Source organism: Haloferax sp. DFSO52 (genome assembly GCF_048158745.1).
In the GTDB taxonomy this organism is placed as follows: Archaea; Halobacteriota; Halobacteria; order Halobacteriales; family Haloferacaceae; genus Haloferax.
Genome location: NZ_JBLOPB010000001.1, coordinates 385,512 through 403,637, shown reverse-complemented (window position 1 = coordinate 403,637; position 18,126 = coordinate 385,512). Strand labels below are relative to the sequence as shown.

General features: G+C 62.0%; 15 protein-coding genes. 2 read left to right on the top strand and 13 right to left on the bottom strand.

The window, feature by feature from the left end; all coding sequences use genetic code 11:
• The first annotated feature begins 324 nt into the window (after positions 1–324).
• Positions 325–2,088 carry an arginine--tRNA ligase gene (gene argS / locus ACK3SC_RS02105; protein ID WP_416838473.1) on the top strand — a complete coding sequence of 588 codons (1,764 nt, stop codon included), beginning with the start codon at positions 325–327 and terminating at the stop codon, positions 2,086–2,088.
• A 21-nt stretch (positions 2,089–2,109) separates the two neighbouring features.
• On the opposite strand, the gene ACK3SC_RS02100 is transcribed toward argS, so the two are convergent.
• Entirely contained in the window at positions 2,110–2,247 is a 138-nt protein-coding gene (locus tag ACK3SC_RS02100) for a hypothetical protein (RefSeq protein WP_416838472.1), read from the bottom strand.
• Between the two features lie 39 nt (positions 2,248–2,286).
• Entirely contained in the window at positions 2,287–4,122 is a 1,836-nt protein-coding gene (gene minD, locus ACK3SC_RS02095; RefSeq protein ID WP_416838471.1) for a cell division ATPase MinD, read from the bottom strand.
• Positions 4,123–4,288: 166 nt separating this feature from the next.
• Here minD and prf1 point away from each other — a divergent pair, with 166 nt between their 5' ends.
• Positions 4,289–5,533 carry a peptide chain release factor aRF-1 gene (prf1, locus tag ACK3SC_RS02090; RefSeq protein ID WP_416838470.1) on the top strand — a complete coding sequence of 415 codons (1,245 nt, stop codon included), beginning with the start codon at positions 4,289–4,291 and terminating at the stop codon, positions 5,531–5,533.
• Positions 5,534–5,590: 57 nt separating this feature from the next.
• Here prf1 and ACK3SC_RS02085 read toward each other — a convergent pair whose 3' ends face one another.
• From ACK3SC_RS02085 to ACK3SC_RS02035, 11 genes are all read right to left on the bottom strand, one after another.
• Positions 5,591–6,835 carry an MFS transporter gene (locus ACK3SC_RS02085; protein ID WP_416838469.1) on the bottom strand — a complete coding sequence of 415 codons (1,245 nt, stop codon included), beginning with the start codon at positions 6,833–6,835 and terminating at the stop codon, positions 5,591–5,593.
• Positions 6,836–6,984: 149 nt separating this feature from the next.
• Entirely contained in the window at positions 6,985–7,368 is a 384-nt protein-coding gene (locus ACK3SC_RS02080; protein WP_416838468.1) for a DUF6276 family protein, read from the bottom strand.
• Between the two features lie 73 nt (positions 7,369–7,441).
• Entirely contained in the window at positions 7,442–8,125 is a 684-nt protein-coding gene (locus ACK3SC_RS02075; RefSeq protein ID WP_416838467.1) for a V-type ATP synthase subunit D, read from the bottom strand.
• A 154-nt stretch (positions 8,126–8,279) separates the two neighbouring features.
• Positions 8,280–10,262 (bottom strand): bacterio-opsin activator domain-containing protein, encoded by a 1,983-nt coding sequence (locus ACK3SC_RS02070; RefSeq protein ID WP_416838466.1) that lies wholly within the window; start codon positions 10,260–10,262, stop codon positions 8,280–8,282.
• Between the two features lie 128 nt (positions 10,263–10,390).
• Entirely contained in the window at positions 10,391–11,794 is a 1,404-nt protein-coding gene (locus ACK3SC_RS02065) for an ATP synthase subunit B (protein ID WP_416838465.1), read from the bottom strand.
• A gap of 4 nt (positions 11,795–11,798) precedes the next feature.
• Positions 11,799–13,559, bottom strand: a complete 1,761-nt coding sequence (locus ACK3SC_RS02060) for an ATP synthase subunit A (RefSeq protein WP_416838464.1) — start codon at positions 13,557–13,559, stop codon at positions 11,799–11,801.
• A gap of 6 nt (positions 13,560–13,565) precedes the next feature.
• The gene (locus ACK3SC_RS02055) at positions 13,566–13,886 is read right to left on the bottom strand and encodes a V-type ATP synthase subunit F (protein ID WP_416838463.1); all 321 of its coding nucleotides are present in this window, start codon (positions 13,884–13,886) and stop codon (positions 13,566–13,568) included.
• The gene (locus ACK3SC_RS02050; RefSeq protein WP_416838462.1) at positions 13,883–14,929 is read right to left on the bottom strand and encodes a V-type ATP synthase subunit C; all 1,047 of its coding nucleotides are present in this window, start codon (positions 14,927–14,929) and stop codon (positions 13,883–13,885) included. Before ACK3SC_RS02050 ends, ACK3SC_RS02055 begins: the two co-directional genes overlap by 4 nt.
• Positions 14,926–15,510 (bottom strand): V-type ATP synthase subunit E, encoded by a 585-nt coding sequence (locus tag ACK3SC_RS02045; protein ID WP_416838461.1) that lies wholly within the window; start codon positions 15,508–15,510, stop codon positions 14,926–14,928. The genes ACK3SC_RS02050 and ACK3SC_RS02045 overlap by 4 nt, the downstream gene beginning before the upstream one ends.
• A 21-nt stretch (positions 15,511–15,531) precedes the next feature.
• Positions 15,532–15,789 carry a F0F1 ATP synthase subunit C gene (locus ACK3SC_RS02040; protein WP_416838460.1) on the bottom strand — a complete coding sequence of 86 codons (258 nt, stop codon included), beginning with the start codon at positions 15,787–15,789 and terminating at the stop codon, positions 15,532–15,534.
• 181 nt (positions 15,790–15,970) lie between these two features.
• Complete coding sequence (locus ACK3SC_RS02035; RefSeq protein WP_416838459.1) at positions 15,971–18,124, bottom strand: V-type ATP synthase subunit I; 2,154 nt, start codon at positions 18,122–18,124, stop codon at positions 15,971–15,973.
• Positions 18,125–18,126 lie beyond the last annotated feature (2 nt).

The following is an 18,126-nucleotide window of genomic DNA, read 5'->3' as shown; positions in this document are numbered from 1 at the left end:
TGCGTTCGCAGAGCAACTCGGACAGGCGTAGACGTTCCCCTGCTCGTCACCGAACACGCGGACAAAGTTCCTCGAGACGAACGATTCGCAGTGGTTGCATTGGGTCATGGTTGTGGGGTGGCAGGCTGACCTGCCTCGAACAGACTGTCGATTGCGACTGATATACGTGTGATACCTAACTGGTTGGGTACTCCGGAAGAGTGGCCGTACTTCCGTCACCCGTCCAGCGCGTCACGAGATTGGACGACCAACCGACACGACCGGCGTCGCATCTGTCCGGACGGTTCGGAAAGGCCTTTAGCCGCCTATCGAGAATCCGCGTACATGTTCAGACAGTTCCGCGAGGAGGTTGAGACGGCGCTCTCTGCGGCGCTCTCGTCGCTCGACCTCCCGACCGACGACCTCGGGGTCGAGGAACCACCGGAAGACGTGCCTGCGACACTCGCCTCCAGCGTCGCCTTCCGACTGGCCGGCGTCGTCGGTGCCGCACCGCCACAGGTCGCTGCCGACATCGCCGACGAACTCTCCGTCGAAGGCTACGACTACCTCGACGCAGTCGACACCCAGGGACCGTACGTGAACTTCCACGTGACCGACGCCTACTACGACGACACGCTCGGTGCTGCTGCGGACGACACCGACTACGGCCGACTTCCATCGACCGGCGACAGCGTCGTCGTCGAGCACACGAGTGCGAACCCGACGGGACCGGTCCACGTCGGCCGCACCCGCAACCCCGTCATCGGTGACGCCGTGGCCAACCTGCTGGATTTCGCCGGCAACGACGTCGACCGCCACTACTACGTGAACGACGCCGGTCGCCAGATGGCCGTCTTCACGTGGGCCTACGAGACGTTCGACGAATCGGACCTCGACAGTGAACCCGCACGCGACCGTATCGAATACGACCTCGTCCGCTACTACCAGAAGGGCAACGCCTACCTCGAAAACGCCGACCCCGACAAAGTCGAGGCCGCAGAAGAGAAAATCACCGAGATTCTCCAGGGCATCGAAGAAGGCGACGAAGCGACCTACGCCCGCGTCGAAGAGGTCGTCGACCAGGTGCTCGGCGGCATGCGCGAGTGTCTCGAACGCCTCCCCGCCGAGTTCGACGAGTTCGTCAAAGAGACGCGGTTCATGTTCGACGGGAGCACCCGTGACCTCGCAGACCGCCTCAAAGAGACGGAGTACGCAGTCTACGAAGAAGACGCGTGGCAACTCGAACTCGACGACTACGGCTTCGAGAAGAACCTCGTCTTCCTCCGCTCGGACGACACCTCGCTGTACACGACGCGTGACCTCGCCCACCACGAGTGGAAGTTCGACACCTACGACCGCGCCGTGACCGTCCTCGGTGAGGACCACAAACTGCAGGCCGGCCAACTCCGCGCCGCCCTCGACATCCTCGGCAACGACGTGGACAAACTCGAGAACGTCATCTACTCGTGGGTCAACCTCCCCGGCGGCGAGACCATGTCCACCCGGAAGGGGACCGGCGTCATGCTCGACGACCTGCTGGACGAGGCCATCTCGCGCGCCCGTGACGAGGTCGAGACGCGTCTCGAAAGCCGGGTCCGCGACGACGACCTAGACGAAGACGACATCGCCCGCATCGCCCGACAGGTCGGTATCGGCGCAGTTCGCTACGACATCGTCTCGAAGCAACCGACGAAGACCATCACCTTCGAGTGGGACCAGGCGCTCAACTTCGAGGCGCAGTCTGCACCGTACATCCAGTACGTCCACGCTCGCTGCTGTGGTATCATCAACGAGGCGGCCAACGCCGGCCTCGATGCCAGCGCCGTCGATCCGTCGGTGCTCACCACCGACGCAGAACGCGACCTGATTCGCACGATTGCGCGGTTCCCCGCCGTCATCGAGGCGGCGGCAGACGACCTCGAACCACACGCAATCGCCACGTACGCCCGCGAAATCGCAGAAGTGTTCAACACGTTCTATCGCGAGTGCCCCGTGCTCGACGCGGACGAAGACGTCGGTGCCGCGCGTCTCGCACTCGTCAAAGCGGCGCGGAACACCGTCGCAAACGCGCTCGCTATCGTCGGTGTGGAAGCACCCGAATCGATGTGAACACGGGCTGAACCGAGTTTTTCAGAAGAGAAGTGGGAGCGTTGCCATCGTGGAGACGAGCGACCCACCGAGCGCGAGGACGGCAGCAGCGCCGCCGCCGAGTGCGAGGAGGATGAACAACAGTACCCACCAGAAGGGGACGGACTCAGATTCTACCATTATCGGTTTTCAGCGGACCCGGCGTAAAGAACTTCTCGTTTAGCCGAGGAAGCGGCTGAGGAAGCCTTTCTTCTCGTCTTCGTCGTCGTCGTCGAGTGACTCGACTTCCTCGACGAGCGACGTGGTGTAGACACCCTCTTCGTCGTCGTCATGGTCGTCTGCTGCCTGTTCCGACGCGTCAGTCGTGGCGTCAGGTTCTGCCTCGGCAACGAGTGGTTCGTCCGACGCACCCGGTGCTGCTTCGACGACTGGCGATGCATCCTCGGAAGCGGAGTCGTCTTCGTCGCTGGCGTCGGTGTCAGGTGTCGTCTCCGGTTCGTCAGGAGCGTCCACGACAGCGTCGCCAGCCAACGGGTCAGGACCCATCGAGTCCGCGTCGTCGAGGTTGGCAGTGACCGGGTCTTCGGGTTCGTCTTCCTCCGATGCGGCGTCGGCTTCTGACGCAGTGGCATCCGCTTCTGTCACCGTGGCGTCGTCGCTGCCACTGCCGAACGGGATTGCGTCGTCTAACGATTCTTCTGCTGCGTCGAGCGTTGCTTCGGCCTCTGCTTCGAGCGTCGATTCGACCGACGAATCCGGAGCAGTGTCGGTGTCCGAATCGGCAGACTGCGCAGACGAATCTTCGGCTTCGCTGTCGTCCGACTCGTCTGCTGGACTAGCGACAGCGTCGTCGGGTGTCGGGTCGGAATCGGCCGGGTGCTCCGACACAGCGTCGGAGTCGGCGTCAGAGTCGGGAACTGATTCGGCGTCTTGGTCGGACGCTGGTTCAGTTTCCTGTTCGGGAGCGGAGTCGGACTCCGATTCGGACGAGACGTCCGACGGCGCAGGGTCAGTGTCAGGCGAAGACGTCGCCGAAGCGTCCTCGGAACCCCCGTCGTCGGTGTCGGTAGGCTGGTCCGCGGTCGGTTCGGTGTCTGTCGAGTCGGTGGATTCCGCGTCCGTTATCTCGGGTGAGTCGGGTTCTGCGTCGGTCTGAACGACGGTTACGTCGTCCTCATCGTCGGTGTCAGCGTCGGTGTCGGCATCAGCGTCGGCGTCGATGTCGGCGTCAGCAGTATCGCCCTCCTCATCGCTGTCTGCAGGTGGCGACGCATGAGGTGACTGGTCGGTCGCTTCGTCTGCGTCACTTGCTTCGTCTGCGTCACTCGCTTCGTCGGTGTCTGGCACTGGAACCGGGTCGCCAGTGAGTGCCTCTGCGAGGGCTCGGTAGCCTGCGGCGGCGATGCTCTGGGGTGAGCGAGCGACGACTGGAATCTGGGTGTTGAGTGCCTCGCGAATCGCGGAATCTTCGGGAACGACGGCGATGACGCCCGCGTCGAGGAGCGACGCGACCTCGTCCGCGTTCGGATTCGACTGATTCACACGAGTGAGGACGACGCCGACCACGTCCGCGCCGATTCGTTCGGCGAGCTGGCGCGTCTTCTCGGTGTCCCCGAGTGCTTCTCGCTCCGTCGTCGAGACAAGGAGGACCTCGTCTGCGAGTTTTAGCGGGACGAACGTATCGTCGCTGAGGCCGGCGCCCGTATCGACGAGGACGATGTCGTGGGTCGCTTTGAGCGACTCGATGACCGGATGGAGTTCCTTCGCGTTCGCACTCGCGAACGCCTCCAACGCCGTCGAGCCGGGGACGACAGAGAGACCACCCGGCCCGTCGTAGGTGGCTGTTTCGACCGTCGCCTCACCGGTGAGCACGTCGTGAAGCGTCTCCCCATCGGGGTCGACACCGAGCGCCCCGGCGAGATTCGGCATTCCGAGGTCACCGTCGACGACGACGACGTCGTGACCGGCCATCGTGAGGACCGTCCCGAGGTTGGCTGTCGTCGTCGTCTTTCCAACCCCGCCTTTTGCACTGGCAATTGCATACACCCGAGACATAAATTCCAACTGTCGAATGCGACCCATGACAGCCACATAAATGTTCTCCGACGTATCCCTCTCGTTCGTCCCAGAACTGCACGTCGCGACCGAGCGTGTGTGAGTAGCTATCGGGTAGCGTTCCCAGTCAAAGGTTACTTAGCCGCTGGATAGACTAGGAGTAGTGATGAGTAGCGACGCCGAGGAGGCGAGCGAAGACCGCCGAAAGTACGAATTCAAGAAGGTCATCGAGGACCTCAAAGAGTACGAAGGCTCAGGAACTCAGCTCGTCACCATCTACATCCCCGAAGACAAGCAGATATCTGACGTCGTCGAGCACGTCATCACAGAGCACAGCGAAGCGTCTAACATCAAGTCCAAGCAGACGCGGACGAACGTGCAGGACGCGCTGACGAGCATCAAAGACCGTCTGCGCTACTACGACACGTTCCCGCCGGACCGCGGTATCGTCATGTTCTCCGGCGCGGTCAACTCCGGCGGTGGCCAGACGACGATGGTCACGAAGGTCTTAGAGAGCCCACCGGACCCGATTCAGTCGTTCCGCTACCACTGTGACTCGAACTTCCTCACCAGCCCGCTCGAGGACATGCTCATGGACAAGGGCCTCTTCGGCCTCGTCGTCCTCGACCGACGCGAAGCCAACGTCGGCTGGCTGAAAGGCAAGCGCGTCGAACCGGTCAAGAGCGCCTCGTCGCTCGTCCCCGGAAAGCAGCGCAAAGGTGGGCAGTCCGCCCAGCGTTTCGCCCGACTGCGCCTCGAAGCCATCGACAACTTCTATCAGGAAGTCGCTGGCATGGCGAACGACCTGTTCGTCCCGAAGCGCCACGAGATGGACGGCGTCCTCGTCGGCGGTCCCTCGCCGACGAAAGACGAGTTCCTCGACGGCGATTACCTCCACCACGAACTGCAGGACATTGTCGTCGGAAAGTTCGACGTCGCCTACACCGACGAATCCGGCCTCTACGACCTCGTCGACGCCGCACAGGACGTGCTGGCCGACCAGGAGGTAATGAAGGACAAAAAGCAGATGGAAGAGTTCTTCGAGAAACTCCACCGCGGCAACGAGTCCACCTACGGCTTCGAAGCGACTCGGAAGAACCTCGTCATGGGCTCTGTCGACCGTCTGCTCATCTCCGAGGACCTCCGCAAAGACGTCGCCATCTTCGACTGCGGCGGCCAAGAGGAGTTCGAACTCGTCGACCACCGCCACAACACCCCGTCGCACGACTGCGAAAACGGGGGCGAAGCCGAACTCAAAGAACGCGAGGACGTCATCGAGTATCTGATGGACCTCGCAGACCAGCGCGGCACCGAGACGAAGTTCATCAGCACCGACTTCGAGAAAGGCGAACAGCTCTACGACGCGTTCGGTGGCATCGCCGGCATCCTTCGGTACTCCACCGGCATCTAAGCGACTCCTCCTCGGCGTCTTTTTTCGACCCCTGCGAGCGACCGATACCCCACCTCGTCACGGTCGGACGCGCGGGACGAAGCGACCAGTCTCTCGACGGACACCGACAAGAAGGGCCACTGCCGCGACGAGCGGTAAGGCCGCACAGGAGAGATAAATCGGTTCGAAGCCGACGGCGTCTATCAACGGAAGGGTGACGATGGGACCGAATCCGCCCCCGATGTCTCCGAACACGTTGCTCGTCCCGACGGCACGGCCCATTTCGTCGTCGGGGACGAGGTCACCCAACAGTGCCATCAGCGGCCCACTCGTCCCACCCTGCCCGATGCCGACGAACAGACAGGCGAGGGCCAACGACAGATTCGAGTCCGCGAACGTCAACAGGATGAATCCAAGCGACGTGGCTCCCAAGAAGAAGAGCAACGTCGGGATTCGGGACTGTCGCCGGTCACTCACGGACCCACCGACGTACATCGAGACGCCCGCCGCGACGACAGTGAGACCCATGAAGATTCCTGACGAGCCCTGCGAGTCGAATCCGAAGACGCTGAGGTCGTTCTGCCCGAGAAACAGCACCAGCGTCGCGAACAGCGCACCGATGTAGACGAAGAGGACGGCGAAGTTCACCAATCCGACGGTGAGCGCTGGAATGTCGGTGTTGACGTCCCACGGCTTGGCCGACGTGTTCCGCTCCGTTTCGACGTGTGTCTCAGGGACAGAGCCGTATGCGATGCCGCTGGCGATAAATGCGAAGACGGTGGCGACGCCGAACGCCGTCAGCGTTCCCGCGAGTTCACTCAGGACACCGCCGATGACCACGCCCGTCGGAAATCCGAAGAGGACGCCTCCTCTGATGAGTCCCATGTTCGCCCCACGGGAGCGGCCATCACTCACGTCGGCGGCGATGGTGTACGCCGTCGCGAAGACGAGGGCGCTTCCGACCCCCCACAACAAACGCGCGAACAAGAACCACGCCTCGGGAAGCGGTGCGACCATGGCGACGACGTAGCTGAACGTCGCCACACCTTGGACGAACATCCCGACGACGAACGGCGTTCGCGTCCCGATTCGGTCGACGAGACTCCCTGCCGGTGCGTTCGCTACGAGTCGAGAGAATCGGTTCGCACTCAGGATGATTCCGACGAGCACGGGCGAAATACCGAGCACGGCACCGAGGTTCGGCAGAATCGGGAATATCACGCCACCGCCGAATCCGATGAAGAACGTACTGACGATGACCGCACCGATGACGATGTCCCCGTCGTCTGCGGCAGCCTGAACGCGACCGGCGACCCGAGTCACGAAGCCTCCAGTCGAACGCTGTGACTCCTTCACTGCCACACCCCGAAGGTTCCCCGGTCGAATCGGCTCATCTCGTTCGCTGTTGTGCGAAATAGAGTAAAAGGGGTTCGAAGGGCGTCCAAGCGACACTCGCTGGGCCGACACCGAACTTACAGAAACGTCTCTAACTGCGAGTGCCGGCGTGAAACGTCGAAGTGCGAGTCGGGAACGGACTGTTCGAGTCTGTCGAGGACGAGGTGCACGTCAACACCTGCTCGTTCTGCGTACTCGGCACTCTCGACGATTGCTTCGCGATTGAGCGCCAGCGAGTCGAGGAATCCGACCATCAGTGCGACGGCGGCACCACCGTCGCCGTCGGGGATGACGTCTGCGAGCGGTCGCGTCTCACCTTTCGTCAATCGTTCGTTGCTCGGATGGACGCGCAGACAGTCCGCACACAACCCAATCGTCAGCGACCCTTCGGGAGCAAACTCTTCGAGGGCTTCGGGGATCGGAAAGACGGCCTGGTCTCCCCCACAGTCTGGACACGGCATACGCACTGCTACGCGGTCGAGTGGTGAAAATCGGTCGGTAGGGCGACCACGAACGTCTGTCGGAGAAACGCGATTAGTTCGCGGCGGCGGCTTCTTCGGCGGCCTTCGCGGCCTTCCGCTCTGCTTTCTCTTCTTCTTCCTTCTTCGCTTTGATCTTCTTCAGGCGGAAGATTTCTTCGCGCTCTTGTTCTTCGAGTTTCTGCTCGATGTACTCTTTGTTCTCGTAGAGTTCGGGCAGCAGCTTGAATTCGAGTGCGTTGACACGGCGCTTCGTCGTCTCGATCTCTTCGAGCATCTTCTTCATCGCCGTCTCGACTTCCGCGGCGAGGATAATGGATTCGAGGAGCTCCTCGTAGGCGTCGGCGGCTTCGTCGATACGGGCGGACGACCCGAGAAGCCCGTAGCCACGCTGGTCGAGGCGCTTTCTCACGCGCGAGGATTCGATCTGCGGAACGACGACGCCCATGATGTTCTTCGACTGCGTCGTAATCTCCGGGTACTCCTTGAGCGCGGCGGCAGCGCCGCGAACTGCGACGTCGCCCTCCATGGCGCGGGCCATGTTGATGGTGCGCTGGGCGCGTTCGTAGTCGGCGTTGAGGTTCGCCCGCACGTCCTGTGCCTGGTCGAGGATGTCCATGAACTCCATGATGAGGCCGTCTCGCTTCTGTTCGAGCGTGTCGTGGCCCCGCTCCGAGAGTTCGATGCGATCATCGATCGCCATCAAGTTCTTGCGGGTTGGCTTGACGTCTTCGGCCATCTTTGGCGAGGATTGTTGTTCAGGGGTGTTAATCTTTTACTGTCTGGCCCGTCAGCACAGCCTTGATTCGTCAGTGTCGCAGACGGACGGCAGATTCGATTCAGGTCGGGTCGGTTTTCGGGTCGGTTTTCGATTCGAGCGGCGACACGACACGCTACACTGAGTCGCGGTCGAAGAACTGCGAGACGAGTTTTCGCTCTGCAGCGCGGAGATGCTGGTGGAACGTCGCCCGAGACACACCCATCGCGTCTGCGAGTTCGTCGCCCGTGACGCCGTGCGGCCAGTCGAAAAAGCCACCGAGATACGCGAGTTGAAGCGCCGTATGTTGTCTGTCGGTCAGGTTCTCGCCGACGCTGGCGATGAACTCCCGCCGGGTACGCGGCGGCGACGACCGGTCACGGACGGCCCGCAGTTCGACACCGCTGGTGACGCGCCGAAGGTCGTCGAGGAGCGTTCGACCGGCCGCTCGGTCCGGAACAATCGCCGTGAACCGACAGCCGGTTCGGCTCGCCTCGAGGTCCGTCAACCGACCGCCGGCGTCCGCCAGAAGGTGGGCCAGCGACCCGTCTTCGAGAACGAGTTCGTAGAGCCCAACGTCGTCGCCGCGAGGGAGACGAGAGAGAGACCGCACACCGTCCACCTCGATGTCGTCGACGGGGAGTTGCGGCGGCGTCGCCGAGACGAAGAGACTGAGCGTGCCGTCGTCGTGGGGGACAGCCCCCTCGTACAGCAGTTGGCAGTTACCGGCCGCAGCGAGACCGACGAGCGGTTGCGACGGGTCTGAAACGTCGAATTCGAGTTCGAGAACGTCGTTAGACAACAGCGACCGGCGACTCTCGAACGCATCGATGGCAGCGCCGACTGCTCGCCCGAGCATGCCGAAGACGACGGCCACCTCGTCGTCGAGTTCAGTCGCACTCCCGTAGACGGTCAACACGCCGTAGAGCGTGTCACGGTGAATCAACGGAACGGCGATGGTCGCGTTACCCGGTGTGTCGGTACCCGCTGCAGACCCCCGTTCTTTGGCGGTGGTCGACTGCACGGTTCGCGTCGTCACTGCGCGCGCCGTCGGGTCGTCGGCGTCGTCGCGGGCGACTTCGAGTGCTTCGATGAACCCGGCGTGGTCGCCAGCCCACTCGTTCGGGACGATGACCGCAGGCGACAGGTCGCAGTCACCGATCCACGCGCTCTCGAACGGGTCGGTCGCGGCGACACGCGCACAGACGGCCGCTTCGAGTTCCGCCCGTGTCTCTGCCCTGACGAGGGCGCTCGTCACGTCTTCGAGGAGTCCTTCGATGTGCTCGACGAGCGTCTGGAGTCGAGCGCGTTCGTCGTCGACTCGCTGGGCATACCGTGTGACCGCTTCTTGGGCACGAACGCGGTCTGTGATGTCCATCTGGAACCCGACGTAGTGGGTCACCTCCCCGTTCGGTCCACTGAGCGGCGCGAGGTTGACCCGGTTCCAGAACGTCTCACCGTTCTCCCGGTAGTTCAACAGTTCGACCGACGCCGACTCCTCGGCGTCGATAGCTGCCCGAAGTTCGGCGACCCGCTCTGGGTCCGTCTTCGGCCCCTGCAGGTAGCGACAGTTGCGCCCAAGCGCCGTCGCTGCCGAATAGCCCGTCATCGATTCGAACGCCTCGTTGACGTAGACGAGTGGTCGGTCCGGAAGCGTGTAGTCGGCAATCGTGATGCCGATGGGCGCTTCGTCCATCGCCTGCTCTTTGAGGTCTTCTGTAATCTGGTTGGCCGCTTCGGTGCCGCGGGACCCCCACGCGACGGCGTTTTCGATACGGTCTGGCAGTCGTTCGAAGAGATTCGACTCGACGAGTGGGACGGCGTCCGTCGCACCTGCATCCAGTGCGTCGGTCGAAGACAGGTCGCCATCGGGGTGGAAAATCACGACGAGTGGGAGCGTCGTCTCCGCACGCAGTGACGAGATGTCCGCTTGCCGGTCGGTCTGGACGACGACGCAGTCGGCCGACGCAGTGTCGAGTCGTGTTCGTACCGCCTCGACAGACGGCAGCAGCTCGACCGACAGCGACGAGAGCGCGTCTTCGATTCGGTCGCGTGCTGTCTCACCGACGACTGCGAGCACGCGAGCAGGGGGGTGAACCGAAGACGAAGTACCGTTCATGTGGCTTCCTCGCACCCCTCACGTAAGGAGATTGGTGCGCTCCACGTGGTGATTAAGGTGAGACCCCGCCGCGGCGCTCTCGGCGGAAAATAGAGAGAGAAATCGGGACCGAAACTGCGAACGAAAGTCTAGGCTTCCGCTTCGACCGTCTCGGCGTCTTCCTGGTAGTACTTCTCGATGAGCTCTTCGTCGATACGGTTGAGCTCGGACTTCGGCAGCGTCGAGAGGAGTTCCCAGCCGATGTCGAGCGTCTCGGCAATCGTGCGGTTGGAGTGGAATCCCTGATTGACGAACTCGGCTTCGAAGCGCTCTGCGAAGTCGAGATACTTGTTGTCACGCTCGGAGAGTGCCTCGCGACCGACAATGTTCACGAGGTCACGCAGGTCTTCACCCTCTGCGTACGCCGCGTACATCTGGTCGGAGACGTCGGCGTGGTCCTCACGGGTGAGGCCCTCACCGATACCGTCGTCCATCAGTCGCGACAGCGACGGCAGTGGGTTAATCGGCGGGCGAATACCCTGCGAGTTGAGGTCGCGGTCGATGTAGATCTGACCCTCGGTAATGTAACCGGTCAGGTCAGGAATCGGGTGCGTGTCGTCGTCGCCCGGCATCGTGAGGATGGGAATCTGGGTGACAGACCCTTCGCGTCCCTCGATACGACCCGCACGCTCGTAGAGCTGTGCAAGGTCAGTGTACATGTAACCCGGGTAGCCACGGCGACCGGGGACCTCTTCGCGAGCCGCACCGATTTCGCGGAGCGCCTCACAGTAGTTGGTCATGTCGGTCAGGATGACGAGGACGTGGTAGTCCTTGTCGAACGCGAGGTACTCTGCGGTGGTGAGTGCGAGACGCGGCGTGACCGTCCGCTCGACTGCGGGGTCGTCCGCGAGGTTCGTGAAGACGACGGAGCGCTCGAGTGCACCCGTGCGCTCGAAGTCCTGCATGAACTCGTTCGCCTCTTCCTGCGTGATACCCATCGCGCCGAAGACCACAGCGAACTCGGACTCTTCGTCGCCTTCTTCTTCAGGCACGGTTGCCTGACGGGCGACCTGCAGTGCGAGGTTGTTGTGGGGAAGCCCCGATGCGGAGAAGATTGGGAGCTTCTGACCGCGAACGAGCGTGTTCATGCCGTCGATGGCGGACACACCCGTCTGGATGAACTCCTCGGGGTACTCGCGGGAGTACGGATTGATTGCTGCGCCGACGATGTCGCGTCGTTCGTCGGGAACGATTTCTGGGCCGCCGTCGATTGGCTGGCCAGAACCGTCGAGCACGCGACCGAGGAGGTCCTCGGTCACGGGCATCTTGAGCGTCTCGCCGAGGAACTTGACGGACGCGTTCCTGTCGATACCGGTGGTTCCTTCGAACACCTGAATCGCGACGAGACCCTCACTGGATTCGAGAATCTGTCCACGCTTGATTTCGCCTCGGGGCGTCTCGATTTCGACGATTTCGTCGTAGCCGATCGGCTCGTCGACCTCGGCGAACACCAGCGGGCCGCTGATTTCGGTGATAGTCTGGTATTCCTTCATGGTCTCAGTACAGCTCGCGGAGTTGCTCGGTAATCTCTGCTTTCAGGTCCTCGATGAACACGTCCCAGTCTTCCTGCACACCGATGCGGTTCAGCTGCGGAGCCGCGTCGATGGCCTGAATCTCTTCGACGGGGACGCCGGCTTCGAGCGCCTTGAACGCCTCGTCGTTGAACGTGTGGATGGCCGTGAGGATACCGTACGTCTTCTCTGGCTCACAGAACGTGTCCGTCGGGTGGAATGCGTTCTGCTGGAGGTACGCCTCGCGGAGGTAGCGAGCGACTTCGAGAGTCAGCTGCTGGTCCGCTGGCAGGGCGTCCTTCCCGACGAGCTGAACGATTTCGCGGAGTTCAGCTTCTTCGTCGAGCACGTCGACACCCCACTGACGCTCTTCTGGCCAGTCGTCCTTGACGTTCTCGACGAACCACGGGTCGAGCTGGTCCTGATAGAGCGAGTAGGACTCGTTCCAGTTGATAGCCGGGAAGTGACGGCGTTCTGCGAGGTCTGCGTCGAGTGCCCAGAACGTCTTCACGATACGCAGGGTGTTCTGCGTGACCGGCTCAGAGAAGTCACCGCCGGGCGGCGACACTGCGCCGATGACGGAGACCGAACCCTCGTCACCGTTGATGGTGGTGAAGTATCCGGCGCGCTCGTAGAACTCGGAGAGACGCGCGGCGAGGTACGCGGGGTACCCCTCTTCACCGGGCATCTCTTCGAGACGCGAGGAAATCTCGCGCATGGCCTCTGCCCACCGGGAGGTGGAGTCGGCCATGAGTGCGACGTCGTATCCCATGTCGCGGTAGTACTCCGCGATGGTGATGCCGGTGTAGATACAGGATTCACGGGCCGCCACAGGCATGTTGGACGTGTTCGCGATGAGGCACGTCCGGGCCATGAGGGGGTTGCCCGTCTTCGGGTCGTCGAGTTCCGGGAAGTCCTCGATAACCTCGGTCATCTCGTTACCGCGCTCACCACAGCCGACGTAGACGACGATGTCAGCGTCGGCCCATTTGGCGAGCTGGTGCTGCGTAACCGTCTTTCCGGACCCGAACGGACCCGGAATCGCGGCCGTCCCACCTTTCGCGATTGGGAACAGACCGTCGAGGATACGCTGCCCAGAGACGAGCGGTTCGCGTGGCGTCTTCTTCTCCGTCGAAGGACGCGCACGGCGGACCGGCCACTCCTGGTGCATCGTAACTTCTTCGCCGTTGTCGAGTTCGACGACCGTCTCGGTGACGGAGAACTCGCCTGCTTCGGCGGCGACGACTTCGCCACCTTCGAAGGACGGCGGGACCATGACCTTGTGTTCGATGGTCACGGTTTCGGGAACGGTACCCACGACGTCACCGGGGGCGACTTCGTCGCCTTCGGAGACGCTGGGTTCGAACTCCCACTTCTTTTCCATGTCGATACCGGGTGCGTCAACACCACGGTCGAGGAACGGCGAGCCCATCTTGGCCTCGAGCACGTCCAGCGGGCGCTGGACACCGTCGTAGATGGCGTCCAGCATCCCGGGACCGAGGTCGACGGTCAGCGGTTCGCCCGTGTTCTCGACGGGTTCACCGGGACTGACGCCCGACGTTTCCTCGTACACCTGAATGGTCGTGATTTCGCCTTCGATTTCGATGACCTCGCCCATCAGACCTTCGTCGCCGACATAGACGACGTCGTTCATGCGGGCGTCGAGGTCACGGGCGGTCACGACCGGACCACTCACGCTTGCGATGAGACCGTCTTCGCGGACGGAATCTTGTGTTGCCTGACTCATGTTTGGTTATTCGTCCATCAGATCGATACCGATTGCTCTCTTGATCTGGTTGCGGAGGCCGCTTGCGCCGCCAGTGCCGCCGAGCGTAACGAGCGTTGGCTCGATACTCTGTTCGACCGACTGGCGAGCGTTACGCGAGAGGTAGTCGAGGTCTTCTTGGAACATCACGATGATGCCCACGTCCTCGTCCTCGAGCGTTCGCATAACGGCCTCGTCGAGTTCTTCGTCCTTTGCTTCCTCGGGGACGTTCTCGAACTTGCGGACACCCGCAAGTCGGAATCCCGTCGTGAAGTCAGGACTGCCGATAACTGCAATTTCCTGGCTCATTGGATGACCAGCTCCGCTTCGATTTCCTCGGGGGAGAGCCCTGCCTCGCGGCCGCGGGCAATCGCCCGGATGTTGTCCACCTCGCGCTCCTTCGCAAGGATGTACGAGATGATTGGCGTGACGGACAGCGGGAACACGTAACCGAGCGTGTCCGCGTACTCCAAGAGCGCCGCGTCGAGGGCGCGCTCGAAGCCGATGAGGCTGTCTGCCTCTTCGAGGTCCGACAGTGCAGACGAGAGGCGGTCACCGTACCGACTGTCGCGAATCTTCGCGACGAGTTCGTCCGGGTTCTTCGCCAGCGACGCGAGTTCCGCCGCCCGGAACAGTGTGCCACCCTCGATGAAGTAATCGATTGGGTCGAGGTCAGCGCCACTGCGGGCGATACGGAGCGCGTTGCGGGCGTTCCGGAAGTCGATTTCCGCTTCGAGGAATTCGCGGTACTGCTTCGTCTCTTCACCGACGACCAGCCCGTCGAGCATCTGCTCGTAGAAGGCACGGTCGACGGCGTTTTCGAGCGGAACGAGGACGCCGACGCTCTCGTAGTCGTCGAAGGCGGCCTCGAGTCCATCCGCGAAAATCGTCCCCGAGAGCAGGTCGACCACTTCCTCGATTTCGGCTGCATCGAGCAGCCGTGAGAGGAAGTTGTCGTTGAACTCACCGGCACGGATGAGGTCGGATTCGACCTCGTCACGTGGGGAGTCGGAGTAGATTCCGCGGATGATTGTTTTGACGTTCCATGCGTCGAACTTCCGGAGATACCGCGCGATGAGGTCGTAGAGGCGACCATCTGCCCAGTCGAGGATGTCGTTGAACTGTTTCGCCATGTTGCGATTCAGTCCGTACTCGATGAGGTCGACGCCCGAGTAGCGGCTACCCAGCGCGTTGATCTCAGTTTCGTACTCCGACTCCTCCATGAACCGGGCGATTTCGGCCGGGCCCATTCGGACCAGTTTGCGATAGTCTTCGTCTCCGAACAGCGCGCTGCGTCGCGAACGGACGCGAGCGACGACGTATTCGGGGTTCGAGCCGCCTGCTGTGCTCATTGGTCGTCAAATAGTCGCGCACTCACTTCCTTCAGGTTGTCCTCCCAGACTGTGTCGAGGACCGAGTCGAAGGTGTTGTTCACCCGAACGCGCGAGTTCGTGCCTTCGACCACGACGCCACCGAGGCAGTCGCGCTCGCCGGCAACTTCGTAGCCGTCGTAGTCTTCGAGGATCTCTTCGAGGAGGTCGGCGTCGTCTGCACGACCGTAGACGTAGACGGTGTCTTCGTCTTCGAACTCGACCGAGGCGGCGTCGAGGAGCGTTCGCGTGAGCGCTTCACGACGCTCGTCTTCGAGCGTTGCGAGTTCCTCTTCGACCTGCGCACGAACGCGCTGAAGGACGTCTCGGCGAGCGCCGAGACGGGCCTGCTTCGCTTCGAGTTTCGCGCTGGAGAGCGCTTGCTCGCGCTCCCGCTTGATCTGACTCTCGACAGCTTCTTCGCGCTCTTCGACGAGCACTTCGGCTTCCGCTTCGGCCTTGGAACGAATCTCGTCGGCTCGTTCCTCGCCGGCCTCTTTGATTTCCTCCGCACGTGCGCGGGCTTCGTCTCGGATATCCTCAACGACGTTGTCCAAACTCATAATGGGAAAGGGAGGGGTGGTTTAGACCAGGAAGACGACGACCAGCGCGAGGATGACGAGGGTCTCGGGCAGGACCGTAAAGATCAGACCGTTGACGAACAGGTCCTCGTCTTCTGCGATGGCGCCCATTGCGGCGGCACCGATACCGCGCTCAGCGTACCCAGCTCCGAAGGCCGCGAGGCCAACCGCAAGGGCCGCTGCGGCCGTTGGGGGGATTGCGGGGGCGGCGGCTGCTTCACTCTGCAGTGCAGTCATGAGGGGTTCGATTGCTTCAATCATTGTGTGTTCCTAAGTACCGGATTGTCGTCTCCGAACGTTCGTATGTGTTGCTAGCCGTATCATAAAGGTTCCCAAAACGTTCGGGGAATTCGTGTCACAGGGGCCGTCTATCTGAAGACTACCGATAGTACGGCCGCTACGAAAAGGTGCCGAAAAGACAATATCCGAAGTGGCGGTGGTGTCAGTCTTCAGTCGTGAACTGACGCTCGTAGCCGAACGGTTCGTACGTTCGACCGCCACCCTGGAAGAACTTGCCGAAGAACTCGACGTACTCGAGACGCACTGCCTGCAGACCGGCACTCGTGACACCGAGTGCGAGGACGAGGATGTGTCCGAGGACGAGGACGAGGAGTCCACCGACCAGTCCTGCTGCACCGGAGTGCATCATACCGGGGAACAGGATGACTGCTCCTTCGTAGTGCTCGAGCGCGTACTGTGGTCCGTAGTTGAGCAGGAAGTGGAACTCACCGTGGTGCTCGTACGCCCCGAAGAACAGCAGGTTGACCGTGAAGGCCATTCCGGCCTTCGCGAGCAACACTGCGGCGAGACGGGTGTACGACAGGACGTTCGAGAGAACGTTCAGGAACTCGACGATTTCGATGAAGTCAGCCATCGCCAGGAAGATGAGCCCGACGAAGAAGGCACCGAGACCTGCCCAGCCGACGATTGCCGAGAAGCCGGTGAATCCGAGGGGGATGACGCCCTCGCTGCTGAACGTAGTGAACAGGAAGTCCGGCGGGAGGTCACCGAGCGCGGAGCTGAAGATCCAGATCCACAGCCCGTTGAGCATGAGAATCCACGAACCGGATTCGAGGACGGCCTCTTTCATGCCGTGGAGATCGTACTTCTCGTAGAAGTCGAAGATGTACCCGACGTTGAGGTGGATGATACCGAGGACGACGCTCACGGTGAGCCATCCGAGTGCCCACTCTGCGGTCGCTGGCGACAGCCCCTTCTCGATGGGTGCGTGTTCGAGTCCGACCACACCGACCCAGAAGTACTCGGTGATGAGGTGCAGCCCGAAGATTTCGCCGTAGAGGATACCGAAGATCGTGGTGGACACACCGGCCGCGATGGTGACGCCACCCATGCTCTTGAGCGCGCCGCTCTCGTAGTTGGTGTAGAGGAAGTATCCGATTGCGGTGTACAGAAGCCCGTACCCGAAGTCACCGATCATGAACCCGAAGAACGCCGGGAACGTCAAGAACAGGATGACAGTCGGGTCGAGTTCGTGGTAGTTCGGTCGGTTGACTGCCTGCACGAGCAGTTCGAACGGCTTGACCGCACCACTGTTGTCCTGGACGGTCGGCGGTTCGTCGTTCGCCATCGTAACCGTTCCGCCATCCGTTGCTGCGGCGGTTCCACCGCTTTCGACGACGTCTTCAGTTGCGTGGTCGTGACCGTCGCGCGAGAACTCGGCACGTTCGAGTTCTTCGATGTCGACGCTCTCACCGACCTCGTTCTTCAGTTCGCTGGCGAACTGGTTGTACTGCGCTGTCGGAATCCAGCCTTCGGCGACGAACGCGTTCTCAGTCGTCGCGAAGGACAACGGTGCTTCCGTCTTCTGGACGTCGATTGCGAGTCGCTCTTCTGCTGCGAGGAGGAACTCGCCTTCTTCGACCTTCAGGTCGTGAAGCTCGGATTCGACGGTCTCGAGCTTGGATTCGAGTTCACGCTTCTGCTGTTCGAGGTCGCGGAGGTGGTCTTCGGGGCTTCCCGAAGCGTCCGGAATCTCGAACGTCGTGAACTCGGTGCCGACGAGTGCGTCGACCAGTGCAGAGTCAGACGCGCCCTCGACAGGTCGCCCGACGGCGGCGAGGGTTCGCTGGCCCGAGAATATCTCGAACGCGTCGATCTCGTCGGCGTCGACGAGGGCTCGTTCGACGACTTCGTACTTTCCGTAGCCGACGACGACCTGCAGCGAGTCGTACCCCGAGAGCAAGTCGAGGTCGATGCCGAGGTCGACGAACGGCTCCATCGCGTCGATGTTCTCTTCGACGGCCGCAAGCTTGTTTTCGATCTCAGATTGCTGGTCGTCGAGATCGTTGACCTTCTCACGAGTCTCTTCGAGGGGTTCGTCGAGGGCATCGTTCGGCACGATGCGCTGCCGACCGGCGTCCTCTTCGGTGACGCCAAGGATGCTCTTGAGCGAGCGGACGGTGACGAGCTTCTCAGATGCCGTCTCTGCGCCTTCGATAGGCGTTCCCGTGTCGAACCCGAACTCCTCTTGCCACGACCCGTCGTATTCGGTCAGGTCGAGGACACTGAGGTCGTGAACAGCCTCGATGACATCGGGCATGACGCCCTTGGAACCTGCCACCGAGACCTTACTCATTT